Source organism: Micromonospora sp. DH14 (assembly GCF_029809455.1).
Taxonomy (GTDB): Bacteria; Actinomycetota; Actinomycetes; order Mycobacteriales; family Micromonosporaceae; genus Micromonospora; species Micromonospora parva.
On the sequence record NZ_JARVKT010000007.1, the window covers coordinates 12,235 to 37,831 of the forward strand.

A 25,597-nucleotide genomic window follows, 5' to 3' on the forward strand; every position below is an offset into this window, starting at 1 on the left:
ACTGCGCGTCCGTTCGGGCGTGAGAGTTTCCTAATGCTCGTCGTGGTGCCGTGCCAAGCAGATGCGTACGCGCTGGGAGCAGTTGGTACGCACCGTGCGCGGCACGACCGGAGGCACCTGCGCCTGGACACGCCGTCGCTGGTCACGAAGGGTGACGGGGTGCTCGGTGCCGACTCGCACGGCCGCTGGCATGAATGTGGCCCGAATCGTCGGCGCTGTGACGGTCGCGGTACGACATCGGCGTCCAAAATTCGGCGGGCGCCCCGTACCTCCGCCTCTGCCGGGTTGAGGTCGCGCCGATTCGTACCAGGCCATGCGCAGCTGGCACGGGCACCGTTCGCTGCCGGCGTTATTGCCTTGGGCAGGTGCACAGCTCGGCGATAGCCTGAGCGGCGTGCCCGAAACGTACCTGTCCGTCGCCGGCCCCTTGGGGGACGTGTTCGAACCCCCCTGGGCCGAGTTGCAGGATGCCATGGACGAGAACCCCTTCATCTACGCGGGCGTTGAACTGCTCAAATCCGCCGTCATGCTGTCCCGCGGACTCGCCTACGCCCCGCGGGAAGGACCCCTACCAGTCAACGCGGCCATACGCTGCGGGCTGATGGTGCGCGCTGGCAAACTCTGCCTGGATCTGCTCGCTGACGTCTGCAACGGCCAAGGACGCCAGCAGATCGGACTCCTCCGACAGCTCACCGAGACGCTGGCGAACGTCGCCTATCTGTCTCGCGACGACGAACAAGGCACCCGGCACCGCGCCTACCTGTACGACAGCCTCATCTCCGAGCGCGAGTTCCTCAAAGTGATCGAACGCCGCCGCGCCAGTGGCGACGACACCGAATTACCGATCGAAGGACGTCTGCGGCGGTCGATCGAGGACACAGCCAGGGCCGCAGGGATCGACCTGGACGCCATTCCCGGCCGACGCCAGATCGGTTGGCCTAGCGCGCAGGACCGGATCGAACAGGCCTTCGGGGCAACGGCATATCCGTCGTACCGGGTCGGGTCCGACGCGCTACACGGCGGCTGGTTCGATCTGATCCGCAATCATTTGAACCAGGTCGACGGCGGCTTCGAACCGGAATTTCGGCCCATTAGCCAGCGTCCGCAGGCGCTGTTAGCAGCCGCGATCCAGTTGTCCATGGTCGCCCTGGTCTTCCAGCAGCATCAGCCGCCACAGATGCAGCGGTTCTTCGGGGAGCACCTAGCCGCGGTCCTCGGCCGCGCCCACCGAGTCGACGAAATGCATGAGCGCTGGCTTACCTCCGATGCCGGGTCGTCCTAAATCAAACCAAATGGCCGTCAGCGTGGAGCGGCTTGCGAGCCTTCCATTCCGGCCTGGTGTGGCGTGTTCGGTCACCGATCTCGCCCGGTCCTCGACGCGGAGGCTAATCCCTTAGAGTTATCTTTATATTTTTTTTGAGGAGTTCAGGGAGTGATTCGATTTGCCGGGAGCAGCGAAATTGCTTGATGCTCGCTGTCTGACCGCCGAACCGATCATCTAGGAACGAACAGCGGTATGCGAGGGATTTCGATCTATCCGATTGCCCGGCGTTCAATACCGTTTCCGCGTGATCTCACGGCCAACCTCTTCCAAACTGTAGCGAGTATTGTCTGCGATCTTCTCCAATACATGCGGTGCGTAAAGTGCAACATCACCGAAGGCTGAATCTACTGACAGGATTGCGACGCCCGATTTCCCACGGTGATAATGATCAAGGTACTCCACGATCACCTTCCGCTCATCCTCCGGAAGCGCCATAAACGGATCGCGCTCGGTATGGTTATGCGCCTCAGTCAGGTGAACGAACCTATTTCCAAAGTCGTAAACACGCCGCTCCCACCCGCCGCTCGGAACCATAACTGTATCCCGAATTCGTCTGACCCCGACTCCGTCATGCCTCGGGATACCAAAGCCAAGACCAGCAACGCACGCAGATAGGATCTGCGACCTGTCATGCGGGTGAGTGCGGAGATAATTTACTCGAATGAGCGAGTCGAGCTCCATGCGTAGGAGTGATCCCGTGACTGACCACCACTTATTCTCGACCGCGATGTTGATTATCTGCCGGTGCTCGGCCGAGCGTGCTTCCGTCGCCCTCGCGAAAAAAGCGAACTCCTCTTCAAGGTCTGCCATCATCGCATCGTAGGGCAGCGCGCAAGTCCGGCTCCGGCGCAATACCCGCTGCACTGCCATCGGCAGATGAGGATGGGCTCGGACGGGCGCGGTCCTGGCCGCGCAGGCTGGGCCCGCCCGCTGCGATGACTCCCCGTGTTGACAGCTGCCTCTCCGCTTCGCGGCTGGGCCCGCTGCAGCCGTTCTAATAGAACCAACTGAAGTTGTTAGCCACTCGGGCCACATATACCTGCGTGCCTCTGCAAAGACCTACTTGGACATGAACTCGTTCACCCGGCACACCCGGCTCTGCGTGTGACGACTCTCTTGCGCCTGTTAGGTGTCGGTGGGCGGTGATCAGCAGGTGCCAGGTTCGAGCCCCTGCTCCGCGCTATGCGCGGAGGCGTCGCATGCGGGCCGTCAACGAGTCGGCATGAGCCGCGAATTCGACCAGCCGGAAACCGATCGGAATGAGGTCGGATTGGACCACCGCCAACGCTCGAGACGGGTCAGTTCGCGGCACAGCGACCACGAGCTCGTCAACGGCGTGCAGGTGCGGTCGCATCGCGGCGCCGTGCTCGTGACCGACTACGAGCACGCTGCGCACGCCGCCTTCGTAAGCGGCTGACAGCCACTGCGAGGGGTCAACGCCGATATCGGCATCGTCAGGTAGCGCGAAATGGGCGCTAGCGTGCCCTCCTGGGATGCCCTCGTAGAGAGTCTTGCCCGCGATGGCAAGGTCCGCGTTCGCGCAAAGGTCCAATAGGAGCCGTTCTTCGGCCGCCGGTTGATGCCCGCCATCCGCTGCAAACGCCCAGGTGACGTAAGGCCTACGGCGCACGGTTGCGGTCAACCACGGCTCAAGGACAGTCAAGGCTTCGTCACGCAAGACGTCAGTCTCGACCTCGACGCCTGCGGCGGCGAGCATCGAAGCGCCACCTTCACCGCGGGACGTCGGATCCATGACGGCGATGAACACCCGAGAGATGCCAGCATCGATCAACTCCTGACGACAAGCCGGAGTGACGCCGACGTGGTTGCAGGGTTCAAGCGTGACGACAGCCGTACCGCCACGCGCCGCACCTCCCGCCGCGTTGAGCGCATGTACTTCAGCGTGCGGCTCGCCCTTACGGCGATGAAATCCCGCGCCCACCACCGTTCCGTGCCGGTCGAGGATGACGCACCCGACGGGCGGGTTCGGGCTCGTGGTGCCCAGCCCAAGAGCTGAGAGCGTGATGGCCTGCCGCATCGCGGACAGTTCGAGGTCCGACGCCATCAGGCAGTCTCCACAAGGTCGTCGAGGAACGCACGGACGTCGGCCAGGTGACGCTGCCCGTCAACAGCGGAGCCGATCTGGCCGAGCTGGTGCAGGATCCGGCGTGAGCCTGCTTGCCGGGCGATCGGTAGCGCGATGTGGGCCGTGGCTGCAGCTTGCTCGGGTTGGCCCGCCGCTACATGGGCTGCGGCTTTGGTTAGAAGTGCTGCGGTGAAGTCCTGCCGGTGAAGCGACGGGATTGACGGCAGCGCGGCATCGAGAACCGCGATGGCCTCGTCCGGGCGGCGCCCGATCCGCAGGCAGGTACCTCGGTGGACCTCGATGTAGCCACTCGTGCAGTAGGAGGCGTGCTCGCCCTCAGGTTTACCTGGGCGGCGGTCCGCCGCCCACTCGTGAGCGCTATCCAGAAGCTGCATGGCCTTGCGGTGCTCGCCAACGGTCGCGAGCGCATGGGCATGCTGGACGCGAAGTGCCGCCCGCACGGGGCTGGGCACCTTCTTGTCCTGAAGCATTGAGGCTTCAGCCTCCGCCACGGCGCGGTGCGGCTTTCCGGCAATAAGCCAGTGCTGGCTGCTGCGGTACGTCGCCCAGGCCGTCATGGTCGGATCAACAATCCGCTCCGCCCAGATGAGCGCCTTCCGGGTCCACAGCTGCGCGGACGGCGCGTCGTTGAGGGAGTGGTTCAACCATGCCGCCGACTCGGCGTACTGGGCAGCGAGGCGTACGAGGCTGGGGCGAAACGGCGATGGCACCTCGTTGAGGAGCCGGTTGAGCAGCGTGAGCTGTGCTGTGACCCCGATCAACGCGTACTGCGGCCCGAACAGCTTGTCGTTCTGTACCAGCAGGTGCCACTGGGCTCGTAACTGATGGATCGTCTCATCCCAGCTTCCCGACATCGGTTGACCAGTACCGTGACTCGCGGTGCTGGTGACGTCGGTACGCCGCGGGCTGTAGAGGTCGAGTTCGCCGTCGCGGGCGGCACCGAGAACGTGGCGGAGGGCAGCACGACGCTCTTCGCTGGGCCAACGGTGTTCGCCGCGCTCGAGCTTGCCGATCCATCGCGAGTCAACGTAGTGGGCAGTGAGCACCCTGCCGGGGTAGAGCCGGTCAAGAGCGACGTTGACAGCGTCGGCCAGCTCACTGCGCGACATGGACTGACCTGCCCGCCGAGGGGAAGGTCGACGCCGCCGGGCGTCACTGAGCGCCGTGTTCGGGCTGATTACCGTATCCGGGTGGCGGGGCATTAGCGGTCCCGCGAGGTTGGCAGGTCAAGGTCGAGGCCTTCGTCCCCATCACCGCTGGGCTGGCGGTCTCGTACGACAGCGGTGTCAGGATGATGTGACACTGACTCCCCCTCCCACGTTCACCCGTAGCGGGCGCATCGTTGCTGTTGGCCAGCTACTCAAAACCATGTGGATTCGATGTCCAGGATGCCAACATCGGGCCCTTAGGGCCATGTTTCATCGGGAGCGAACCCACGCGCCGAAAGCCGAGTCGCACCGGTAGCAGCCAGCTGCAGCGCACCCTCGTCAGGATCAGCGGCAGAATGCGCCGGCGCGGAGCCCGCCAGTGAAGGCGCTCCACGTAGCCGGGCGGAATTCCAGTATCGGGCCGGTGACGTCCTTCGAGTCGCGTACGCCGATGGTGCCATCGACGGCGTTGGCGACCTCGACGCAGTTGCCGTCGTCGCTGCGGGTGGACTTACGCCACTTCGTGTATCGCGGGGTCATGCGGAGACTCCTTTGCTGGTTGACAGGCCCTGCGCCGCGACACGGAGCAGGTGAACGCTGATGTCGGGCGCAAGCGCGGCGGCCTTCAGCCGACTGTGCAGGCTCAGATAAGGCTGGACCTCGTCCGGCTCTGTGTAAATCAGATCACTCGTGAGCGTGTCGGCGGCGACGGCTACGGAGTCCGGCGTGTCGCGATAGCGGTAGATCGAGTACGCGGACCTGGGCGCGCTGTGGCCCTTGATAGAGGCACCGATGGGCAGCACGCGGACGGTCACGGTTGGGTGTGCAGCGCAGACGGCGACGATGTGCAGGAGCTGGTCGGCGACGATGTGCGGGTCGGCGGCGCCGCGTTGAATCGCGATTTCGTCGAGCACGACGTCGTAGCGCGGCCCATCGACCGCGAGCAGCCGTTTCTGCCGGTAAGCACGGGCGGCGACGGCTGCTGCGGGGTCGAAGGTCTCGGTGTGACGGGCCGGGTCACTCCGCAACCGGGCGTCCGCGAATGCTGTCGTCTGGAGCAGGCCGGGCACCAGCGCCAAGGCGTACTCGGTAATGGTCTTGGTGCCACTCTCGAGATCGGCGTAGGTGGCCTGCCGGGCGCCCATCCGCTCCGCATCGGCCATCCACCAGCCGTGCGCCCAGCCGTCGGTCGCGGCATCCATGATCGCGCTCCGCCGGCTGGCGCCGACGGCCAGGTAGTCACAGATCGCGCTGACCAGGTCGATGTCGGGGCCGAGGTGCCCGTTCTCCAGGGCACTGAGCTGTTGCCGCGGAAAACCGACGGCGCGCGCGAGTGGTTCGGCTGTCATGCCGTGCTCGTTACGCAGACGTCTGATCTCGCGGCCAAGCCATCGCCGTCGGACAAGCGGACTGGGTCTGGTCACCGGCAGCCTCCACGGCTTCGTCTCAAGCCGGTCGACCATGCAGCCGGCTCGGTGAGCCCAATGTAACCCCGATTAACGGCAGAAGGATCTTGGCAGCACCCCTGCTCAAGCATGAATCGCCAGCTCAGAGCACGGTCGGACCGGAGGTCGGCACACGAGGTCGGACCAGAGGTCGGCATTCCCAGGTGTACGGCATTCCGTGATCGTTGATTCGCAATCAGTTATCCGCCGGTCGGCCACAGCCCACTCGGCGGTTGCCCAATCGCCCGAGATCAACCGGGGCAGGCGCCTTTGAGGGTGCCACCCGGTCGAGCAGGGTGCAGGGCCCGTCACGTCCCCCCGTGCGAGGCGGTCCCTGCACCCGCCGGACAGGTGCGTGGCAGGTCCGGGGAGGGTCCGGCCGCGCACCACCAGTGAGGGGAGATGACGGTGGCGAAACGATTCAAGTGGTTCGTCCCGGCCCAGGACGGTGGGCAGTACCGGCCGTTCGGCATCGACTGCGAAGGCGCGGCGACGCTGTTCGGTCACCGCGGCGGATGGAACCGAACCGGCGTGGGTGGCCCGGATCAGCCATCAGCTCGTGAGCTCGCCGCTGAAAACCGCGCCTTCTGGGCCGATTCTGATCTGCCGCCCATCGATCAGCAGCTCGCTCTCGGCTCGCGCGTCGACGAGGAGGTCGCCTCGTGAGCGTCCCCCATGCTGTGCCCGCCATCGAGCCCGGGACGCTCTTGAGGCTCGGCCCCGACGATTGGTCTCTCGGGCGGGACCTGACCCCTGGCACGCACGTCGACGTTGTCGTCGCCTGGCTTCGCACCGACCTCGCGCACCTCAGCGACGAGTGGATGTGGGTGTGTGGCCATCGACCCCAGTGCGACTACCCGCAGGTTGATCTGCACCCGGCCTGTATGGAGCTACGTGTCAGCGTCGCCGCGCTACGGCGGATTGCGCAGACGCCGTGACCGGCACCGACGAAAGCGCCCGCCCGGTCGACCGTTTCGAGTCGGCCCGCCTGACGGCGCTCCAGCACGTGGATGAAGGCACCTGCTTCCACTGCAGGGACGGCGAATGCCCGCAGCACGCCTGGGCGATCGAGGAACTCACTCACCACGACGGCGGCCGACGCCTCCTCTGCCAACTCGGGCTCCTGCCCGCCGCCGATAACTCAGCTCTGAGAGGCGAGCCGCGGTGAACAGACCACCTGACGCAGCCGATGAGCAGGCCATGCCCGCCCACAATGAGCCGGCACCGCCGCGTCGGCCGGTAAGAGCCATCGGCACCGCTGCCGCACTCAGCCCTCGCATCGCCGACGAGTTCTTCTACATGGCGCACGACGACCAGACTGGCCGGCCCCGCCTCTTCGATACGGCACTGGCCTCGGGCCTCGCCGCCGCGCTGCTGGTCGAGCTGTACTACGAACACCGCATCGCGTTCGAGGACGGGAAGGTCGAAGTCCTACAGCGTTTCCAGCCAAAGGACTGGCTGCAACACCTCGTCCTCGACCGGTTGATCGCGCAGCCGCAGCACACCGACACCCGGACCTGGCTGGCGTTCCTAGCCACCACCGCATACGAGCAGGTCGCCACACGCATGTGGCAGGTCGGGCTCCTTCAGCAGCAGCAGACCGGCCTGCTCTGGCGGCAGCGCACCGTCTATGTGCCGACAGACATCAACACTGCCGCTTGGTCGTGGGCCCGACTGTCTCAGCAGGTGCGCAACTACCGCCAGCTCGACCACTTCGACATCGCACTGGCCGGCCTGACGCTGCACACCCAGCTGGACACAGCCCTGCTCGACGGCGCGCCAGACAGCGCACACGCGCACCTACGCCGACTGGTCAACCAGTCCTGGCTGCCGCTACGCGACCTCCTCGCCGACCTCAGCAGCGTCATCGGCGCCGGCGTTCTCAGCCACCGCACCTCCTGACGTGCGTTCACACACCACCCCTTAGACGAAAGAGAAGCCATGCCCCGCTCGAAACCTGACACGGTCACAGCTGTTCTGGCGCACGGCCGGCTCGGGATCCCCTCCGTGGTGTTCTTCGTGATCGCCGCAGCCGCGCCACTCACCGTCGTCGCCGGCGGAGCAACCACCGGGTACGCCGTTACCGGTGTGACAGGCATCCCCGTGTCGTACCTGGTCGTCGCCGCCGTGCTCGCCATGTTCGCGGTTGGTTACGTGGCGATGTCCCGGCGGATCGTCAACGCCGGCGCCTTCTATACCTACGTCACCTACGGACTCGGTCGCCCGGCCGGTGTCGCCGCAGCGATGGTCGCGCTACTGGCCTACAACGCCATGCAGATCGGCCTGTATGGCGGGTTCGGCGCGGTTCTCGCCCAGTTCCTGCAGAGCCGGTACGGCTGGGAGACCACCTGGTGGCTGTGCGCGCTGCTTGCCTGGGCCGTCGTCGCAGTGCTCGGTCTCCTGCGCATCGACCTGAACGGCAAGGTCCTGGCGGTCATGCTTGTCGCCGAGTGCGCCGTCGCCCTCGTCTTCGACGCGGTAATGCTCGGCCATCCCGCCAACGGGGCGGTCGCATTCGACACCCTCGCCCCGTCGCACATCTTCGCCGCCGGAATCGGCGCCGCACTGGTCACCGCGATCACGGGTTTCGTCGGCTTCGAGGGCACCGTCGTCTTCAGCGAGGAGACCAAGGACCCCCGACGGACCGTACCGCGTGCCACCTACATCGCCGTGGCGCTCACCGGCCTGCTCTATGGCCTGTCGGCGTGGGCCATGTCCGTGGCCACCGGCCCCGACAGGATCGTGGACGCTGCCCGCTCCGACGGGACCGATCTGATCTTCAACCTCGTCTCGCCGCACCTCGGCACAAGCGTCGTCACGATCGGCCGGATCCTCTTCATCACCAGTCTGTTCGCCGCGCTGCTGTCGTTTCACCACACCGTGGCCAGGTACGCGTTCGCCCTCGGGCGTGAGCGGGTGCTCCCCGCCGCGTTGGGTCGGACCAGCCGCCGCACCGGCGCGCCGAAGATCGGCTCGATCATCCAGAGCGTCGTCGCGCTGGTCGTACTCATCGGCTATGCGGCGGCGAACGCCGACCCGATCGTGCACCTGTTCTTCTGGGTCACCGTGACCGGTGGTCTCGGCGTCCTGGCCCTGATGACCGTGACCTCTGCCGCGGTGGTCAGCTTCTTCGCCCGCATCACGCACGGCGAGGGCCCATGGCGGGCCGTCGTCGCCCCGCTGATCGCCACGGTCGCGCTGACCGCGATCCTCGTCGTCACCCTGCAGGAGTTCGACACCCTCCTGGGTGTTCACCCGCACTCGCCGCTGCGCTGGCTGTTCCCGGCTGCGTACGCCATCGTCGCCCTTATCGGCGCGGCCTGGGCGCTGATCCTTCGCGCGGCCAGGCCGGACGTCTATAGCGCCATCGGCCTCGGCGCGGAAAGCGCCACCGCGTCCCTCCGCAGTCCCGCCATCGTCCGTCAACCGGCCTGACCCCTACCAGGAGCTTCAATGACCGACATCAGCACCGGCGTGACGGTGCGCCAGGCAACCCGAGGCGACGCGGAGGGCTTGATCTCAGTTCTCGCCGAGGCGTTCTTCGACGGGCCTGTCGCCGACTGGCTGGTCCCCGACCCCAACGACCGCCGGACCGTCTACCAGCGGTACTTCGAGCTGGCCCTGAACCACGGCCTCGACAACGGTCACGTCGACACCACGGCAGACCTGTCCGCCGTCGCAATCTGGTACCCGCGCACCGATCCCGAGCCGCAGAATGCACTGGAGTATTCAGCGGCGATGGAAGCGGCTACCGGGGTGTACGCGCCGAAGTTCACCCTTCTCGACACCATGTTCGAGGCGTTTCACCCGAGCGAGCCACACCACTACCTCGCCTACGTCGCCGTCAACCCCGAGCAGCAGAACCGCGGGATCGGCGCCGCGTTGCTGAGCCACCACCACCGCCAGCTCGACGCGCTCGGCATGCCCGCGTACCTGGAGGCAAGCAACCTCCGCAACCGCGAGCTGTACGTCAGACTCGGGTACCGGGCAGGACCGCCGATGATCCTTCCCACCACCGGGCCGACAATCTGGCGGATGTGGCGCGGGCAACCAAATACCCCCGGGCCGGTTGCCTTCCCCAAGAGCAGACCGCTGCCCCGCCGCCGACCTCTGCGACCTTCGCAATGACAACCCCTCCTCGAAGGGCAGCACCGGATTCCGGCCGTCCGGAACGCCCTGCAGATCAGCGAGCCCTACGCCGCCGACTGCGAAGAGTTCGCCGGCCACGAAGTGGCATCTTCGGCCGATCCTGACCGAGGCCGTGCAGGTCGGCACCGCCATCACCTACAAACTCGCGACGCTGCACCAGACCGGCTACCGGGTCGACATGGAATTCTGGGGTGGCGAGGCCGAGTCCTGCTGTCCGCCGAACCCGCCTCAGCCGGACCAGTAGCAGAGAAGAGGACCGATGCGTAGCGACTGGACCGCTCTGCCGAAGAGCATCACGGCAGGGATCACCGAACGGATCGGCGGAACTTTCGACGTCACCCCGGCTTCCAGTGGCAACCACGCCGAGATCGCCTCGACGGTCACCGGACCCGCCGGGCAGATCTTCGTCAAGGCGGCCTCCGGTGAGTTGAGCGTTCGGTCGCTGCGCTACGAACTGGCGGCAACCCGGGCCATCGACCGGCACCCGCCCGCGGTCTTGTGGCAGTTCGAATCCGAGGGCTGGCTGGTGGTGGGGACCGAGCATCTCGCCGGTCCCCACCCCAACCTGTCACCCGGCAGCACAGACCTCGATCTGCTCCTCGCCACACTGAAAGTACTTCAAGAGACGCCAGCGGCTGGCGAGATGTGGTTCACGCCCGCAGCCCGGCTCGGGTTCGCACACCCCGCCATGGACGGCGAGACACTTATCCACTCCGACCTCAACCCGACCAACTTGATCGTGACGCCACTCGGCCTACGGATCGTCGATTGGGCGTGGGCAACCAAGGCCGCCGGATGGGTCGAACTCGCCTTGCTCGTCCAGTGGCTGATCGGCAGCGGGCACAGCGTCGAACAGGCAGAAGAGTGGTTAGCGCAGCTTCCCGCATGGAATGCGACTGACCGTCAGGTCCTGGATCACTTCGCGTTACGGAACGCAACGAAGTGGGCGGCCAAGTCCGGGAAGAGCACCGAGCTCTGGGTACACGATCTTGCAATGTGGACCGACGATTGGGCCAATCATCGGGCCTACGGCCACCAGTCAACCCATGACCCATGATCCGGGGGCACCCTCTCGCCACAGCACCGGCAGCGGTCAGCCCCAACCACTCAACCAGCCAGCAGGCCCGCTCGGAACCGCACATCAGGTCACACAGCCGAGCGTTCCATGGCGGTCCGAACCACAACCAGCCGCGCTGCTCCCAATCTGCTCTCAATGTAAGCGGCACTCACGGCGAAGCCCGTTACCGACCACTCCGGTAACGGGCTTCTGACCTGCACAGACTAAGGGTGGGCGATGCTGGTATCGAACCAGCGACCTCTTCGGTGTGAAAGGAGTGCTCTTCAACGAGTTGGCCCGCCCCGGCGCGCGGCGCGGCGCGCCGTCATGCGCTTGCCCCCACGTCAACGGCCGCCGCCAACCAACCTGACAACTGCAGAGACGTAACGCCCCCACTGCCTCACGAGCGGCCGGTGCCTGACGGCACCGGCCGCTTCTTCATGCCCGCCGGAGCAACCGGCACCGACCAACCCGAAGGACATCTCCCATGACAACCCACCCATCTGCCACGGCCTCAGTGACCAGCGCTACGAGCGGCAGCGCCACGATCGCGCCCAAGCACGCGGCCGATGCTGCCATCGCCCTCCGATCCGCCCCCTCTCACAGCGAGCTGACGGAGGTCAAGGAGCGGACGGCGCAGGCCCACCGCAGCGTGCGCCAGCCGGGGCGACCGCCGGACGGAGGCGCATGACGCTGCCGCCCGACCACCATTCTGAACATCACCAACAGCCGGATTCGACCGCGCCGGCCGACGAGCGACTTGACCGGCCGAGCGAAGACGACCGTTCATGGACGGTCGAGACCATCGACAGCAGAACACCGCCCAGCGTCACCAGCGTGGTCGTACCCGGCCAGCCACCCGAGCTGAATCCCGGCGCCGCTGCCGCGCTGCTGAAGCTACTCAGACACGTGAACGAGCGCCGCACCGACAACTCGAACCAGGAGAACCGATGACCGCCCCTCAACCGAAACCCTTCGCCTTCTACGGCCGCGTGTCGACCGAGGACAACCAGGACCCTGAATCATCCCGAAGCTGGCAAATCACCCGAGCAACCACACTCATCCAGCCTCACGGTGGACGCATCGTCACCGAGTACTTCGACGTCGGCCAGAGCCGCTCCCTCCCCTGGCAACGCAGAGTCCAGGCCAGCCTCCTTCTCGCGGCGCTGCGCGATCCCCGGCGGGGGTTCTCCGACGTCGTCGTCGGCGAACCCCACCGCGCCTTCTACGGCAACCAGTTCGGTCTCACGGTGCCGCTGTTCGCTCACTACGGCGTCGAACTGTGGGTGCCCGAGATCGGCGGCCCGATCGACCCGGACAACGAGGCCCACGAACTGGTCATGTCCGTCTTCGGCGGCATGAGCAAGGGCGAACGCAACCGCATCAAGCTGCGCGTCCGCACTGCCATGGCCGCCCAGACCCTCCTCGAAGGCCGCTACCTCGGCGGTCGCCCGCCTTACGGCTACACACTCCGCGACCTCGGACCCCACCCCAACCCGGCCAAGGCAGCCGACGGCAAACACCTCAAGGGCCTCATTCCCGACGAGCAGACCGCCCCGGTCGTGCAGCGGATCTTCGCCGAGTTCCTCTCCGGTATCGGCCTGTTCGCCATCGCCGAGGGACTCACCGCCAATCACGTGCCCTGCCCGTCAGCACACGACCGCGCCCGCAACCGGCACCGTAGCGGCATCGCCTGGTCCAAGAGCGCCGTCCGCGTCATCCTCACCAACCCCCGCTACACCGGCCGGCAGGTCTGGAACAAACAACGCACCGACGAGGTACTGCTGGACGTCGACGACGTGGCCATGGGCCACACCGGCGTCATGCGCTGGAACCCCCGCGACAAGTGGGTGGTCTCCAAGGACATCACCCACGAACCACTCATCGACGACGCGACCTTCGAACAGGCCCAAGCCATCCTGCAGCGGCGGGGCCGGGGAACCGGCGGACAACACGTCCGGCAGCGCACCCGCAACCCGTACGTCTTCCGGGGCCTCATCTACTGCGCCGCCTGCGACCGACGCATGCAGGGCCAGTACAACCACGGCGACGCCTACTACCGCTGCCGCTTCCCGCAGGAGTACGCCCTCGCCAACCAGGTCCCCCACCCCCGCAACGTGTACCTGCGCGAGGACGCCCTCACCGACCCGCTCGACACCTGGCTGGCCTCCGCCTTCGCACCCCACCACATCGCGCAGACGATCACCGCGATGATCGACGCCCAACCCCTCAACCATCCGCCCACAACGGGCACCGCAGCCCAAGCGATCATCACCGAGTGCGACGCCAAGCTGGAGCGATACCGCGGCGCCCTCGACGCCGGCGCCGACCCGGCCGTGGTCACCGGCTGGATCGCCCAAACCCAGGCCGAACGCACCCGGGCAGAAGCCGAACTACGCGCCATCGCGGGTTCCACCCCGCGCCGGATGAGCCGAGCAGAGATCACCGCCCTGGTGACCGCGCTCGGCGACATCACCACCGTGCTCCGCAACGCCGACCCCGCCGACAAGGCCGAGGTCTACCGGCAACTCGGACTCCGGCTGAACTACCAACCGGAAACGCAAACGGTGCGCGCTGAAGTTAATCTCAGCGCGCACCGTGGGGCAATGGTTTGTGTCCGAGGGGGGAGTTGAACACATATTTAGAGCATCCACGCTTAGTGTGGGTGTTCATGCAATCAACTTACCAGCTCACGAGGCTGAGACAAAGCATCCCGCCCCAGCTCCTCGATAGGGCGGCTTTGACAGTGCTGTGAACTCTCCGCAAGGAGTTGAACCGCACTACTGGCTCGATGAACTGTAATCCATTCCCGTCGCCACAAGACCTTCGCCCGAGGCGAACCCGGTGGGCGTGCAAGCCTGCAGATGACCCTGGGACGACAGTGGCGCCTCGCGCCCTGACCAGTGCGATCCGACGGTCGCAACCTCGCTGGCAGCCCCCTAGTCATGCTGTCCCGGAAGTCAACCGGAAGTCGCTGGGCGTCATTGGTTCCTTCTCCAGCAGGCCAGCGATTTTCCGTCCGTCTGGTGAGGTGTGGTAGTCGCTGGGCGCGCCAAGGATCTTGTAACCCGCGTGGGCGGCAAGTGTCTGTCCTGGCCACGGTCGGCCTGCTCGGAGTGTGTTGTTTGACCACGCTGACTATTCAGCAGGGCATCAGTGATTGCGGAGTACCGGATGTACTCCTGCTCAAGCCGCAACGAAGGCGCGAAGACATCATCGAGGAGGTCACCGAGGAGCGACCGTTCTTCTGCGGTGAGCTCTGAGAGCGCGCGGCGAGTCGGACTGGGCTCGGATCCCCAGTGTCCACGGTGGGCCAGCAACGTCTTTCGGTCCATGAGTATCGAATGTGCATGGGGAAAGATTTGCCGGATACGATTAAGGATCGCAAAGCCGTGTGTGTCGATATCGCCCCAGTAGACGATATTTCGTTCGTGAAGCCACGTTAACGGCTCGAGTTTCGCTACCGCGTAGCCGCTTCCGTGGATTACGGCCGCGTCTTCGATGGCGGGGAAGGCAAGGAAGGTGGTCTCGTTCTCGACGACGTAGATGGTCGATACGGGCGATGGCGTCGCGGCCAACTCGTCGGCGCGCACAGTGATGTCGGCGAACGGCGCGGAGCGTCGGCGTTCGTCGAGGAAGCGGATCCGAACCAGCACCGGCTTGGGTCGCAGTCCGTAACGTTCGGCGAACGCAGACGGCGGATAATCGATCTTGACCCGCTCGGCGGGTAGGTGCCGATCCATGATTTCGGCAAGGATGCCGCGGCGTGTCTCGATGAACTTCGTGTCGACGCCGGGGACGTCCACCTGCCGCAGATAGGTGGCGGGGTTGCCGTGCCGACCGATCCAGGTGGCCGTGTCGAGGAGGCGAGTCCAATCTTGGTGATGGTGAAGGACCTTCATTGGGTGCTCCATGGCCCACTGAGCGACCGCCGGTGAGGCAGAGTGGGTCAGGTCGAGCAGGACTTGGTAGCGGTCGACTAGCTGGCGAACGCCTAGCGTTCGCCAGAGGGCGTCGGGGGTGTCAATCCACGCCTTGTGCGGTAGTTGGTTGGTGCCGACCAGTCGACCGCCGACGCGTCGATATTCGACCCGTACGGTACTGCCATCGGTCTGCCGCCAGCGGGACGCCCACTGTTGGACGTCGCCGAACTGGTTGGCGATCGCCGTGATGTTCGGCCCTTTGAGTGCAAAGCTGACCGGCGTCGGCGGGGTGCCTTGGGCGACGTGACGGAGAAAGTCGCCGCGGTCCCAGCGTCGTCTGAGGCTGGCGATGACGTCCTCGAAGGTGCTCCAACCGGTGGAGTCGCTCCTCGCGGGCATAGCTAGACCTCCGCCAAGGCGTCTGTGTGGGCTTGCCGCCGGTGTTGGTATTCCTCGATGCTGAGTGTCTGTAGTCGGGAGAAGTTGCCGCTGGGGTTGTCCACGAAGCCGACGGCGGATACGTGTGGCTCGATGACGTGGATCTTCTGCAGGGGCGTGACGATCAGCAGTTGCAGGTCGAGGCGCTGAAACAGGGCGAGGGCGAAGCGGGTGGAGTCGTCAGAGCCGCGGCCGAAGGCTTCGTCGATGACGACGAAACGGAAGGTGCCGGTGGTGTCGGCGTCGAGGCGGAACTGGTAGGCCAGGGATGCTGCCAGGATGGTGTAGGCGAGTTTTTCCTTCTGCCCGCCGGACTTGCCGCCGGAGTCGGCATAGGTTTCGTACTCGGCGTTGCCGTCTCTCCAGCGTTCGGTGGCGGTGAAGGTAAACCAGTTGCGGACGTCGGTGACGCGCCTGGTCCAGGCGCGGTCGGGTTCCGTTTGGCCCTCGCGGCCTCTGAACCGTTCGATGAGGGCCTTGACCTGGAGGAACTTGCGCTCGGAGTACTGCTCTGAGTCGTCGTTGCCGAGGGCGTCGTCGGTGCATGCCCGCAGCTCGGTGCGGAACTCGCGGATTTCGACGTTGGGGGTGGGGTTTCCGTCGAGCCGGATGTATCGACCTGGGTTGTAGTCGATGCCGACGAGGGACTCGTTGATGGTCGCGATGCGTTCTTTGATGAGCGCAGCCTGCTGACGTAGCTGGGAGTGGAAGGTGGCGATGTCGCGGATGGCGTTGGTGTTGAGGTAGGTCTTGAATTCGTCCTCGAAGCGGGGCAGGTCATCGTGGACGAGGCGCTGATGCATGGCCCGGTACTCAGCATGGGCGGCGAGCGAGGCGTCCATCTCGGCGCAGTCGACGGGATACCTGCTGCGGAAGGCCGCCATCAGGCCGACGGCCTTGTTGCTCTCCTGATTCTGCTTTTTCATGGTGTCCTCGCGTTGACGGTTCAGCGTCGTCGTGAGGCTGTCGCGGAGGCGGTACCAGCCGTCCGGGGTGGCCGGCGGGGCGGGGATGAGAGCCATCAGTTGGGGGAAGTGAGCGGTCGCTGCGTCATGGCTGGGATCGCGAAGGAAGTCGTCGGCCTCGGTGCGCCGTTGCGTGGCTGCGGCTGACTCGGTTTCCGCTACCGTGATTGCTCTATGGTGTTCGTCGCGGCGGGCTTTCGCGTCGGTAATGAGACCGCTGAGGCGTTCGAGTTCGGCGGTGAGCTCCGCGATTCCCTGGGCGCCTGCCTCGATGCGTTGTTTCTCCTCACGTAGAAGCCCGGCTTGGCGGGAGGCTGCTTCCCAGTCGAGGTCGGTGAAGTCACTGAACATGGTGATTTTGTGCAGGTCCGCCAGCCGCAGGCTCAGCTTCTTGAGGGTGTCGCCATGCTTGCGCTCGGTGGCGCGTGCTGCTCGCAGGAGGGCGTCGATACGTGTTGCCTCGGCGATGAGCGCCTCGATCTTGGACTCGCTGGACCAACCAAGGACGTACTGGCTGCGGTCGTCGATGCGCCTGCGGTCGTCCTTCTCGTGTCGCCCGGATGGGTCCTTGAGCTGCCCGGTACGGGTGATCGCCTTGGGTTCGTGCCGGAAGTCCGCCATCGAGGTGACGCATCGATGCGACGCGCGGTGCCGCAGCTCCCGCTTGAGCCAGGCGCTGAGCGGGCTGTCTTGCAGGTCGAGCGTGTCACAAAGCAGGAGAGCATCGTCGGCTGTTGGCTTGTCAGCCGGCCGGAGCACGGCGAGCGGCACGCGGTAGTAAACGAGCCGCCCGCCCAGGTGGTGACCGTCAACCCAGTCGGCGACCGCTCGGTAGTGCTCTTCGGGGACGAGCAGCGAGAGCGCGAAGCCTCTCAGCACGCGCTCTGCGGCGCCCTCCCACTCCGCGTGCTCGGCACGCACCTGAATCAGTTCACCCACGTAGGGCAGCTCGCCTTCGGGCAGTTCGATTGCGGCGCACAGTCGCTGCCGGAGGGCCAGGTTGTGCCGGGGGATGTTGCTCGGCCGGCCATTGAGGCTGCGCAGCTCATCGTTGACCTCTGCGGCCTCCTTTTCGAGGTCTCGAACAGCGACACCTGCGTCGGTGGCGGCGGTGTGCAGGTCGGTGACCTCGCTGTCGTGCTGCTGAATCTCTTGCGTCACGGCCGCCTGTCGGGCAGCGAACGTGGAGGCGTCAGCGATTCGCGCTAGCTTGGCGGCGTCGAGTAGCGCGTTAAGGCTGCTCAGGCGGTTGCGCCGCAGGTCGAGGGTGCTTTCCATGTCGGTGATGTGGCGTTCGAGTTCGCCGAGGCGGCCGCCGCCGAGGCCTTCCCGGGCGAGGTCGGCGCGGCGGTACGCGTCCTCCATGCCTTTGATGTCGTGATCGACCTGGCGAACGAGCTCTTGGTTGCGTTTTCTGCCGTCGGCCAGGGCTGCGATCTGCTCGTCCAGGAGATCAGCGCTACGGCGTGCGGTCAGGTGTGGCAGCGCGGCGCGTTGGGCATCGACTGTTTCCAGGGTTCGCCCGAGTCGTTCGTGTGTGTCGCAGGCGTCGATGATCGGGGTGAGTCCGGCGATCTGCTCTCGCGCCCGGAGAACGGCGTCATGGGCGCGGTTGAGGTCGTCGAAGTGGCTGATGAGTTGACGGATCACCGCTGCGGAGTCGAAGGGCTCGAGCATGTGGCTGCGGACGAAGTCGTTGAGGTTCCCGACCGCTTTCATCGACACAGTCTGGTGGAACAGGTCCATCGCCTGCTCTGAGGCGATGCCGAGGCGGCGACGGAAGTCCTGACCGTATTCGGGGAAGTGGTCGGCGATTTTCGCTCCGTGCTGGCGTAGCCGTCGACGCAGTTGGCTGATCTCGGTGCCGAAGTTGAGGAAGTCGTCGGCGATCGTCAGTGCGGTGCCGGCGGTGACGTAAAAGCGTTCCGGTTGGCCGGTGTTCCCATCGTGCAGCCAGAACACCTGTGCGAGGGTGACCGTCGTGCCCAAGCTCTCGTCGGTGAAGACCCCGAGGATCACGGAGAAGCAGCTACCTGCGCGCAAGCCGACCGGCCGGGATGTGCCGGTCGCGTCATTGCTTTCTGACTTGTAGTACCCGAGCACGTAGGAGCGCAGTGATCGTTCGCGGGTCTCGGCTCCGGCCGCCTTGTTGTAGGAGATCTTGTTGGCCGGTAGCAGGAGGGTGGTCACCGCGTCGACGAGGGTTGATTTCCCGGAGCCGATGTCGCCGGTGAGAAGGCTGTCGGCTCCGTCGACGTGGAATGTCCAGATCCTCTGGTCGAAGGTGCCCCAGTTGCGGACTTCGAGACGGTGCAGACGGTAGCCATGTTGTGTCATGCGGCGCCTTCCGCGTCTGGGGAAAGTTCGGCGGCGTACTCGGCGAGCCGGGCGTCGAAGTCCGCGAGCCACTGGGCGTCGACGAACGCCTTGACGATCCGGCGGACCTCGAAGCTGGGCTCCTTGTCCTTTGTCCGGCGTAGGAAGCCCAACTCGATGACCTTTATCAGATGCGCATCGATCTGGTCCACCAGGCGGGCGTCGTCGGCACCCGAGGGCATGAACACGGTGAGCATGTCGATGATCTGGCGGCGAGAGAGAACGAGTCGAGGGTCGGACCCGCTGGCGTCTGCCTCGGCAAGTTTGCGGCGCAGCAATGCCAGCAGGAGACTGACGTGAAACGACAGGGACCGACGAGGCACCAGCCGCGGCACGGGCGGAAGGTCCGGGTCCTCAGGTCGGGACTTCAGATAGGCGTAGCCCTCCGACTCGTCAACGACGACGACCAGGCCGAGCACGGCGACGTGATCGCGGACGTGCGGCTGCAGGACTGACAGGTGGTGCCACGCCGCCGTGTGGGTATCGCGGTAGACCACGCCCTTCATCAGCTGGGTCACTGCCACCGACAGCGATGGCTCGTCCTGCGAATCGGTTGGAGTCACCGGTCGCTGTCCTCCCTGTCGCCGACGAACGTCACGGTCGGGGCGGTCGCCGTGCGACGTCCGCCTGCGGCATCGGTCCAGGTGATCGATTCGCGACGCGCCTCGTCGAATGTCACCGTGAACGAGCCGTCGTCCAACGACAGGTAGGCGACAAGCTCAGCTAGGCCCTCTTTCAACGGATGACGGCTCATCACGTCTCGCAGGGGCACCTGAGACTGCTCGCGCAGCAGGTCATGCACGGCGGCTATCAGGCGGGCGGGGTCGACATAGACCTGTTCGAACAGCGCGGACAGGTCGACCTGCCCGGTCGGTTCCTCGGCGGTGACGCTGTCGACAGCATGCCCAGCGCGGGGCCGATACAGCGGCCGTTCCATCGGCAACACGACATCGACCTTCGTGTCGTCAATCGACGTCTTCACCGCCGACGTGTCGCCGTCGCGCAGGATCAGCGCGTGCGCTTCGATACTGCGCAGGACATCTATGACCCTGCGATTTTCCAACCACGCTTGGTCGTCGAGGAACCGGCGGAGCTGTTCCGAGAGCAGCCGGACCGTCGATTGGGTTCGGCCGGCCGCGTTCAACCAGTCGTGCTGCACGCGGATGATGCGGTGATCGACCTGTCCGACGGCGTCCAGGGTCTGCACGCGTTCCAGCAGGTCGGTGAACTCCTCCTGTCGTCGCATCGACAGGAGGAAGTCGTAGAACGCGTCGAAGCTGCGGCCCTGGTCTGACCCGGAGATCGCGTGGCGGCCACCGACAATCTCATCGAGCAATTCGCCCTTCGACCCCTGCCAGGCCGCGATCCGCTCACGTACCCGACGGTCCAGGGCGCGAAAGTTTTCCTCTACCTCCCGCAGATCCGCGAGCAGGCTGCGCGCTGTCGCCACGAACTGTTGATACCGGTCGCGTTGGGCAGCATCGTCGAGGACCGTGAAGTCGCCCACGCGAACCCGAGCGATCTCCGCGTCGATCTCACCGCGGCGTCGTTGTAACTCCTCGAGGCGTGCGTCGGGGTCGGTCTCGGCACCAAAGGCCATCTGCCGGAGCAGATCAACCGCGATGTTGAGCCGTGACTCCGTACCAACGAACTCGCGCGCCTGCAGAGTCCGCACCCATGCCAGAGCGCGTTCGACGGCAGGGGTCGCGTCGAAGTGCACCTCGTCGGAGTCCGGCGGGTAGTACCGGCGTAGCCAGCCAGCGTCCGCCCAGTCACCGAGGTAGGCGCGGGCGTTCTTCGGAAACGTTGCCTCGCCGTACTGTTCGTTGAGCGCGAACAGGGTGTCATCGAGCCGTTCGGCCAGCTGGTCCCCCGAAATTGACCGGATGTTGTCGTCGACGAACACCTGTCCCAGGAACCGCAGCACCAGTGGGGCGTGGTCGGCGCGAAGCAGCCGCCAGGCCTGGTCCTGCCTGCGCAGCCAGTCAATCTCGTCGTACTCCACCGGCGCCTTCCCTCTCGGGCTCGCGTAGCGGCGGTAGGTTAACCGCACCCTGCGACGAAACCAATACCTGTGGTGATCAACCGACAGAGTTTCGGCTATCGCGGTGACAGCGCAGCGCGGGCTGCCTCACCGGAGCTTGCTGAGCGGCGTCCCGTCGCGCTCGCGGCGCCAGGCTGTCCAGCCGTTGGCCGCTCCAGCCGCACAGGCACTGGCAGCGTCTGATGGTGACTGATAGCGGCGGCCAGCGATCTCCAGCTCTCCCGATGCCAGGACAACAGCGATGAAGGTCTTACCAAGGCGAGGTCGATGCCAGTAAAGGCGCTCCCCCACCTGAAGATCTCCGCGGGCCATGAGAGGGGCAAGCGGACCTTTCGGCGGACCGACCGGCTGCGCCGGCGCGCTCGGCTGATCGGCGACGTCGACGACGACTCGCACTCGTAGGGGTTCCTTGCGACGCAGCCCGTCAATGACGAGTTCGTCGTCAATCACCAACGTGATCTCCACAGCCACCACTCTCCGCCTCGACTCTTCTGAGATCTTAGAGTTCTTCAGACTTCAGCGATTGTCAAGTACGGATGCGGCAATGAGCCCAACGACGACGAGCACGACGACAGCGAGTCATCGCCATGTCTCGCGCGTCATCACGAGGCGCGACCAGAAGACCCGCCGGTCCCGTGCAAGACTGTCCACGTGGCGAGCGTCCTTGAGCGTGAAGTCTTCTCCGAGGCCGAGGCGGCACGGCTGCTGCGCGTCGCCCAGTCGACGCTGCACTACTGGCTTGAGGGCGACGAACGGCGAGGCAAGAGCTACAAGCCGATCCTGCGCACCGAACCGCGCGGCGGCCGCTCCGTGACGTGGGCCGAGTTCGTCGAGGCTGGCCTACTGCGTGAGTACCGCCGAACCCACCGAGTGCCAATGGTGGAGCTGCGGGCCTTCATTGACCTGCTCCGAGAGCGGTTCGACGTCCCCTACCCCCTGGCCGACCGCCGCCCCTACGTCGCCGGCCGTAAACTGGTCCTCGAAGCACAGACGGCCGCTGGCCTCGACCCGGACTACTGCCTAGTGGCTGTCGTCGGTGGCCAACTGCTGCTCACACCACCCTCGGCCGCCTTTTGGGAACGCGTGACGTGGGACGGCGACCTTGCCGCAGGCTGGCGTCCAGACCCCAACCCCCAGTCCCCCGTGCGCATCCTGCCGGACGTCCGCTTCGGCCGGCCGTCGATCAAGGGCATCAGTACCGAAACGATCTGGGAGCAGGACGAAGTCGGGCTCAACGTCGATGAGATAGCCGAGACCTACCAACTCGACATCGCCGACGTTCGATGGGCGCTGGCATACGAGAACTCCCAGCGAGCGGCGTGAGCCGGATCAAACCCGCCGAGGTTCGCTACTACCTCGACGCTGACCTCCTCGGTCTCGCACGGGTTCTCGCAGGACTTCGCCCCGACATCACCTACCCCGGCGACCCCGGGGCAGTGATCCACAAGCGGCACCGGCCGCCATGCCCGATCGCCAGCCCCTCGGTGAAGGACACCGTGTGGATCCCGGAGGTAGCCCGTCAGGGCTGGTTGATCATCACCCGCGACCGCCACATACAAGAACACCGGCTGGAAATCGCCGCAGTGCGTGACCATGCGGCAAAGATGATCGCGCTCACCGGCGAGGACGCGTCCAGCGTGTTCGCGCAGCTCGAGGTGGTCATGAGTCGTTGGCGCGACATCGAGCGCTGCGCGGCGGAACCGGCACCCTTCATCTACGGCGTCACCCGCACTGGCATGCGCAAGATCTCGCTTTTCTAGCACCGCCCGTCATCCGGCATCCAACACCTGCAACTGGCAGACGGATCTCCCCGCTGTCGGACTCACCGAAGCCGGGCCTGGCCCGGGATACCTGCGCACCAGCTTCCCGCTGCATACGATTGTCTGAGGGGTCGCTGTGCCGGGCCCTGTCATCGCAGCTCAGCCCTACCAGCGCAACTTGCGCAGGCGCGTTCGGTCAAGCGGGCGGATCCGAAGTGCCGTCAGTTCGCCACGCAGTGTCGGACGGACAACCTCAAGCCACTCCACACCGTCGTAGTCGGCAAGGCATCGGGGCACCGAAGACAGGTACCGCAGCCCGAAGCCAGCGAAGTACGGTGTCACCTCGCCTCGGACGTCCTGCCCATGCAGGTGAATAGATCCTGAGTCCACCCCCTGCTGCTCGTAGTGGGCGAGCACGGCTTGCCCCGCTCTGAACGACACACCGCCGGGCTGCCATCTCTCCCGCAGGTACGACGCACTTTCAGCGCTATCCACGACGCGGTCCTCAAGAGCCACACGTTCCAGTTCGATCGCACGCATGGCTACCGCTTCAAGAAGCTGCTCACGCACCGGTCGCGGCAACCACCGGTCAAGCCCCTCAAACAAGGGGCTCATCGCGTCCCGTGGGGCACGGGCCGCCGTCGGATCTACCGCGATGCCACGCAGCCTCTCCAGAGCGACGCTCAGGTCGTCACCCCGGCGCCACAACAGCGTCAAGTCGAAATCCGCCCGCGCCCGCATGTTGTAGACCACCTGACATCCTCGTGTCCGGCCGACCAGCGTCCGGCGCAAGTCTCCGTGTGGATCCCGGCCAGCACTGAGCGCCTGCGCCCTCTCACCCGCAAACTGCCAATCAGTCCCATCGAACTCGATATCCAGATCAACGTCAGCAGGCTCCGGAGCCCCCCGTGCGAACGAACCAAACACGTACACCTCGATCACCAACCGAAGCGGCCATTCGTCCTGCAGCTGGTCAAGACGCTCGAGGAATTGCTCGACAAGCAGCGACGCCCGCTGTCTCTTCATGCCGCTGATAGTCACATCGCTGATCCCGAACGTCGAGCTGCTCCATGCACGCAGATCAACGAGCCCTACTCGCGCGCTGCTCACCGCGGGCCGCAGCATCACAGTGATTGCCAAGATGGTCAGCGGTCCGGTCTCCTATGTGCCGGGCGGCTCCTCCTTCAGCCACTGTCGCCGCCCCGCCGGGTTCTCGCCGCGATCCTGCCGCAAGGAACACGCCTAACGGTGTTCCTCACCGACGGCGACCGCACATGGCTCCATAAGCTGTACGTCGGAACAGGAGAAGGGATCCGGCGATGAGCATCGACATCACCTGGGGACGCGGCGACGGCGCCGCGTCGGTCAGCACCGTCGCCGAACTCGACGTCACACTGGACACGATCAGTCGCGCCCACAGCGCACAGCTGCCCTACTGCGTCACTCTCGTCGCTCCCGGCGGCGGCGAGTTTCCCGTCATGCTCGACATCTGCGTCGGGCACCCCGATCGGTCGTTCGTCTATCACGTCACTGCCGACGGCAGTAGCGCGTGGGGGTACCAGCCAGACCTCGAACCCGGGCCCGCGTTCACCTTCGACTACGCCGGCACGCCCACCGACGCCTGGCCTGAACGCACCCGCGTCACCAACGCGACCGCCCGGCAAGCGGCACGACAGTTCCTGACCGGCGGCGGGCAACGAACCGCCGCGCTGGCCTGGGAAGCCGACGAATAGCTGCGAGTGTGAATGGCTCACAGGGCAGGCGCGGCGACCACGGTAGGGCGTCAGTCGCGGGGCCGCGCCGCGTGCGGTGCACCCTGGAGCCGCCGACATCCCGGGAGCACCGCACGCGGCCCCCATCCCTTACTCGATGGTGGGTGAGACGGCGCCGCTCGCCTGCGACCACCGGTCGGCGTGATCTGCCAGACGGGCCAGCGGATGGGGTTGGCCGGTCATAGCCGACAGTGCGTTGGCCACGTCGTGCAGATCAGCCTTGACGTAGGTGGTGGTGGAAGATCCGGGGCTGTCGGTGTGACCGGCGTAGGCGCGGGCGATGCCGTAGCCGAAGTGCCGTTCCACCCAGGTAAGCGTGGTGTGGCGCAGCCAGTGGGTGGATACGCCGTGCACAGCGACCCACGGCAGGCGCTCACCGAGGCGTTTCCACAGGTGGTCGTAGCGGCGGCTCGCAATCGGTTGGCCCGCACGGTTGCGCAGCAGTGGGTCGGCGAGCAGGACCGCGCCGCGGGCGCGGGTGTGCTCGTGCAGGTGCTCGGCGAGGTCGAGGGTGATCGGTTGCCACCGTATAGTGGCGCCTTTCTCGCTGAGGCGGACGAGTCCGTTGGTGGTGTCCAGGTCGACCAGGCGCAACGCGAGGGCTCCGCCGCGGCGGCAGGCGGTTTCGGTGTGCAGGCGCAGGAGCAGTGCATCGAGGATGACATCGTTGCCGCTGGTACGAGCCTCGATATTGATTTCATCCAGCTCGTGTGGGGTCAAGGCGCGGCGCGTGCTGGGCAGGCGGCGGGGTTTCGCGACCCGGTGGGCGGGGCTGGCGGAGGCGTCGATCAGACCGTCGGCGATGGCCCGGGTGTAGAAAGCGCGCGCGGCGGCGACGACATGCTCGCCAGCATGCCGGCCGCTGCGGCTGTTGCGCCGCGACACCGCGCTGGACATCATCACCTGCTTCAATGCCTCGATATCGCTGGCGGCAATGCTGTCCAACGGTCGGTCGGGCCAGGCGGCGGCCATTCGCTCCCAGTAGGTGCCGTACGTGCGGCGCGCTCCAGGCCCGGCTGCAGCGAGAACGCGCGGCAGGTACTCCACAACCGTGGGTAGGGCGGCCCGAGCGCAAGGGTGGGCTTGGAG

The 25,597-nt window shown here is 65.8% G+C and carries 25 protein-coding genes; 13 read left to right on the plus strand and 12 right to left on the minus strand.

Translation table 11 applies throughout. The features are described from left to right. Window positions 1-394 precede the first annotated feature (394 nt). Window positions 395-1,282, plus strand: a complete 888-nt coding sequence (locus tag QCZ28_RS11635; RefSeq protein WP_279516645.1) for a DUF5677 domain-containing protein — start codon at window positions 395-397, stop codon at window positions 1,280-1,282. 270 nt (window positions 1,283-1,552) lie between these two features. On the opposite strand, the gene QCZ28_RS11640 is transcribed toward QCZ28_RS11635, so the two are convergent. From QCZ28_RS11640 to QCZ28_RS11660, 5 genes are all read right to left on the minus strand, one after another. After that, window positions 1,553-2,134 carry a hypothetical protein gene (locus tag QCZ28_RS11640; protein ID WP_279516646.1) on the minus strand — a complete coding sequence of 194 codons (582 nt, stop codon included), beginning with the start codon at window positions 2,132-2,134 and terminating at the stop codon, window positions 1,553-1,555. 370 nt (window positions 2,135-2,504) lie between these two features. After that, complete coding sequence (ribD, locus tag QCZ28_RS11645; RefSeq protein ID WP_279516647.1) at window positions 2,505-3,389, minus strand: bifunctional diaminohydroxyphosphoribosylaminopyrimidine deaminase/5-amino-6-(5-phosphoribosylamino)uracil reductase RibD; 885 nt, start codon at window positions 3,387-3,389, stop codon at window positions 2,505-2,507. Next, entirely contained in the window at window positions 3,389-4,540 is a 1,152-nt protein-coding gene (locus QCZ28_RS11650) for a hypothetical protein (protein WP_279516648.1), read from the minus strand. The genes ribD and QCZ28_RS11650 overlap by 1 nt, the downstream gene beginning before the upstream one ends. Before the next feature lie 384 nt (window positions 4,541-4,924). Continuing rightward, complete coding sequence (locus QCZ28_RS11655; protein WP_279516649.1) at window positions 4,925-5,119, minus strand: DUF397 domain-containing protein; 195 nt, start codon at window positions 5,117-5,119, stop codon at window positions 4,925-4,927. Further along, on the minus strand, window positions 5,116-6,042 hold the full coding sequence (locus QCZ28_RS11660; RefSeq protein WP_279516650.1) for a helix-turn-helix transcriptional regulator: 927 nt from the start codon (window positions 6,040-6,042) through the stop codon (window positions 5,116-5,118). Before QCZ28_RS11660 ends, QCZ28_RS11655 begins: the two co-directional genes overlap by 4 nt. Window positions 6,043-6,432: 390 nt before the next feature. On the opposite strand from QCZ28_RS11660, the gene QCZ28_RS11665 reads away from it, so the two are divergent. The 9 genes from QCZ28_RS11665 to QCZ28_RS11705 all read left to right on the plus strand — a co-directional run bounded on the left by QCZ28_RS11665 (window position 6,433) and on the right by QCZ28_RS11705 (window position 13,863). Further along, complete coding sequence (locus QCZ28_RS11665; protein WP_279516651.1) at window positions 6,433-6,690, plus strand: hypothetical protein; 258 nt, start codon at window positions 6,433-6,435, stop codon at window positions 6,688-6,690. A gap of 268 nt (window positions 6,691-6,958) precedes the next feature. After that, window positions 6,959-7,192 (plus strand): hypothetical protein, encoded by a 234-nt coding sequence (locus tag QCZ28_RS11670; protein ID WP_279516652.1) that lies wholly within the window; start codon window positions 6,959-6,961, stop codon window positions 7,190-7,192. 32 nt (window positions 7,193-7,224) lie between these two features. Next, on the plus strand, window positions 7,225-7,926 hold the full coding sequence (locus QCZ28_RS11675) for a GPP34 family phosphoprotein (RefSeq protein ID WP_279516653.1): 702 nt from the start codon (window positions 7,225-7,227) through the stop codon (window positions 7,924-7,926). Between the two features lie 39 nt (window positions 7,927-7,965). Then, on the plus strand, window positions 7,966-9,459 hold the full coding sequence (locus QCZ28_RS11680) for an APC family permease (protein ID WP_279516654.1): 1,494 nt from the start codon (window positions 7,966-7,968) through the stop codon (window positions 9,457-9,459). An 18-nt stretch (window positions 9,460-9,477) separates the two neighbouring features. Continuing rightward, window positions 9,478-10,152, plus strand: coding sequence for a GNAT family N-acetyltransferase (locus QCZ28_RS11685; protein WP_279516655.1), 675 nt, complete (start codon window positions 9,478-9,480; stop codon window positions 10,150-10,152). A 133-nt stretch (window positions 10,153-10,285) separates the two neighbouring features. Continuing rightward, the gene (locus QCZ28_RS11690) at window positions 10,286-10,417 is read left to right on the plus strand and encodes a hypothetical protein (protein ID WP_279516656.1); all 132 of its coding nucleotides are present in this window, start codon (window positions 10,286-10,288) and stop codon (window positions 10,415-10,417) included. Window positions 10,418-10,432: 15 nt separating this feature from the next. Next, the gene (locus QCZ28_RS11695; protein WP_279516657.1) at window positions 10,433-11,230 is read left to right on the plus strand and encodes an aminoglycoside phosphotransferase; all 798 of its coding nucleotides are present in this window, start codon (window positions 10,433-10,435) and stop codon (window positions 11,228-11,230) included. 687 nt (window positions 11,231-11,917) lie between these two features. Beyond that, window positions 11,918-12,184: a hypothetical protein gene (locus QCZ28_RS11700; RefSeq protein WP_279516658.1), complete on the plus strand. Its 267-nt coding sequence runs from the start codon at window positions 11,918-11,920 to the stop codon at window positions 12,182-12,184. Continuing rightward, on the plus strand, window positions 12,181-13,863 hold the full coding sequence (locus tag QCZ28_RS11705; RefSeq protein WP_279516659.1) for a recombinase family protein: 1,683 nt from the start codon (window positions 12,181-12,183) through the stop codon (window positions 13,861-13,863). The genes QCZ28_RS11700 and QCZ28_RS11705 overlap by 4 nt, the downstream gene beginning before the upstream one ends. Window positions 13,864-14,211: 348 nt before the next feature. Here QCZ28_RS11705 and QCZ28_RS11710 read toward each other — a convergent pair whose 3' ends face one another. From QCZ28_RS11710 to QCZ28_RS11730, 5 genes are all read right to left on the minus strand, one after another. Continuing rightward, the gene (locus QCZ28_RS11710; RefSeq protein WP_279516660.1) at window positions 14,212-15,552 is read right to left on the minus strand and encodes a Wadjet anti-phage system protein JetD domain-containing protein; all 1,341 of its coding nucleotides are present in this window, start codon (window positions 15,550-15,552) and stop codon (window positions 14,212-14,214) included. A gap of 2 nt (window positions 15,553-15,554) precedes the next feature. Continuing rightward, window positions 15,555-18,893, minus strand: a complete 3,339-nt coding sequence (locus QCZ28_RS11715; protein ID WP_279516661.1) for an SbcC/MukB-like Walker B domain-containing protein — start codon at window positions 18,891-18,893, stop codon at window positions 15,555-15,557. Then, window positions 18,890-19,495, minus strand: coding sequence for a DUF4194 domain-containing protein (locus QCZ28_RS11720; protein ID WP_279516662.1), 606 nt, complete (start codon window positions 19,493-19,495; stop codon window positions 18,890-18,892). Before QCZ28_RS11720 ends, QCZ28_RS11715 begins: the two co-directional genes overlap by 4 nt. Continuing rightward, window positions 19,492-20,937 (minus strand): DUF3375 domain-containing protein, encoded by a 1,446-nt coding sequence (locus QCZ28_RS11725; RefSeq protein WP_279516663.1) that lies wholly within the window; start codon window positions 20,935-20,937, stop codon window positions 19,492-19,494. The genes QCZ28_RS11720 and QCZ28_RS11725 overlap by 4 nt, the downstream gene beginning before the upstream one ends. Window positions 20,938-21,063: 126 nt before the next feature. Beyond that, a complete protein-coding gene (locus tag QCZ28_RS11730; RefSeq protein ID WP_279516664.1) occupies window positions 21,064-21,441 on the minus strand; it encodes a hypothetical protein in 378 nt (125 codons plus the stop codon). Window positions 21,442-21,627: 186 nt separating this feature from the next. On the opposite strand from QCZ28_RS11730, the gene QCZ28_RS11735 reads away from it, so the two are divergent. Together QCZ28_RS11735 and QCZ28_RS11740 are read left to right on the plus strand one after the other, a co-directional pair. Continuing rightward, on the plus strand, window positions 21,628-22,299 hold the full coding sequence (locus tag QCZ28_RS11735) for a DUF433 domain-containing protein (RefSeq protein ID WP_279516665.1): 672 nt from the start codon (window positions 21,628-21,630) through the stop codon (window positions 22,297-22,299). Then, window positions 22,296-22,736 (plus strand): hypothetical protein, encoded by a 441-nt coding sequence (locus QCZ28_RS11740; RefSeq protein ID WP_279516666.1) that lies wholly within the window; start codon window positions 22,296-22,298, stop codon window positions 22,734-22,736. Before QCZ28_RS11735 ends, QCZ28_RS11740 begins: the two co-directional genes overlap by 4 nt. Window positions 22,737-22,901: 165 nt before the next feature. Here the strand turns inward: QCZ28_RS11740 and QCZ28_RS11745 are convergent, their stop codons facing one another. After that, window positions 22,902-23,876 (minus strand): nucleotidyltransferase domain-containing protein, encoded by a 975-nt coding sequence (locus QCZ28_RS11745; protein ID WP_279516667.1) that lies wholly within the window; start codon window positions 23,874-23,876, stop codon window positions 22,902-22,904. Between the two features lie 179 nt (window positions 23,877-24,055). On the opposite strand from QCZ28_RS11745, the gene QCZ28_RS11750 reads away from it, so the two are divergent. After that, window positions 24,056-24,469 (plus strand): Imm1 family immunity protein, encoded by a 414-nt coding sequence (locus QCZ28_RS11750; RefSeq protein ID WP_279516668.1) that lies wholly within the window; start codon window positions 24,056-24,058, stop codon window positions 24,467-24,469. A 129-nt stretch (window positions 24,470-24,598) separates the two neighbouring features. Here QCZ28_RS11750 and QCZ28_RS11755 read toward each other — a convergent pair whose 3' ends face one another. Continuing rightward, a complete protein-coding gene (locus QCZ28_RS11755; RefSeq protein WP_279516669.1) occupies window positions 24,599-25,480 on the minus strand; it encodes a site-specific integrase in 882 nt (293 codons plus the stop codon). Between the last annotated feature and the right edge of the window lie 117 nt (window positions 25,481-25,597).

Excerpts from the sequence above, each read along its gene's own strand:
- QCZ28_RS11695 (WP_279516657.1), top strand. The coding sequence starts at position 10,433 with ATGCGTAGCGACTGGACCGCTCTGCCGAAGAGCATCACGGCAGGGATC.
- QCZ28_RS11640 (WP_279516646.1), bottom strand. The coding sequence starts at position 2,134 with ATGGCAGACCTTGAAGAGGAGTTCGCTTTTTTCGCGAGGGCGACGGAA.
- QCZ28_RS11750 (WP_279516668.1), top strand. The coding sequence starts at position 24,056 with ATGAGCATCGACATCACCTGGGGACGCGGCGACGGCGCCGCGTCGGTC.
- QCZ28_RS11715 (WP_279516661.1), bottom strand. The coding sequence starts at position 18,893 with ATGACACAACATGGCTACCGTCTGCACCGTCTCGAAGTCCGCAACTGG.
- QCZ28_RS11710 (WP_279516660.1), bottom strand. The coding sequence starts at position 15,552 with ATGCCCGCGAGGAGCGACTCCACCGGTTGGAGCACCTTCGAGGACGTC.
- QCZ28_RS11700 (WP_279516658.1), top strand. The coding sequence starts at position 11,918 with ATGACGCTGCCGCCCGACCACCATTCTGAACATCACCAACAGCCGGAT.
- ribD (WP_279516647.1), bottom strand. The coding sequence starts at position 3,389 with ATGGCGTCGGACCTCGAACTGTCCGCGATGCGGCAGGCCATCACGCTC.
- QCZ28_RS11755 (WP_279516669.1), bottom strand. The coding sequence starts at position 25,480 with ATGGCCGCCGCCTGGCCCGACCGACCGTTGGACAGCATTGCCGCCAGC.
- QCZ28_RS11660 (WP_279516650.1), bottom strand. The coding sequence starts at position 6,042 with ATGGTCGACCGGCTTGAGACGAAGCCGTGGAGGCTGCCGGTGACCAGA.
- QCZ28_RS11685 (WP_279516655.1), top strand. The coding sequence starts at position 9,478 with ATGACCGACATCAGCACCGGCGTGACGGTGCGCCAGGCAACCCGAGGC.
- QCZ28_RS11705 (WP_279516659.1), top strand. The coding sequence starts at position 12,181 with ATGACCGCCCCTCAACCGAAACCCTTCGCCTTCTACGGCCGCGTGTCG.
- QCZ28_RS11655 (WP_279516649.1), bottom strand. The coding sequence starts at position 5,119 with ATGACCCCGCGATACACGAAGTGGCGTAAGTCCACCCGCAGCGACGAC.
- QCZ28_RS11675 (WP_279516653.1), top strand. The coding sequence starts at position 7,225 with ATGCCCGCCCACAATGAGCCGGCACCGCCGCGTCGGCCGGTAAGAGCC.
- QCZ28_RS11650 (WP_279516648.1), bottom strand. The coding sequence starts at position 4,540 with ATGTCGCGCAGTGAGCTGGCCGACGCTGTCAACGTCGCTCTTGACCGG.
- QCZ28_RS11680 (WP_279516654.1), top strand. The coding sequence starts at position 7,966 with ATGCCCCGCTCGAAACCTGACACGGTCACAGCTGTTCTGGCGCACGGC.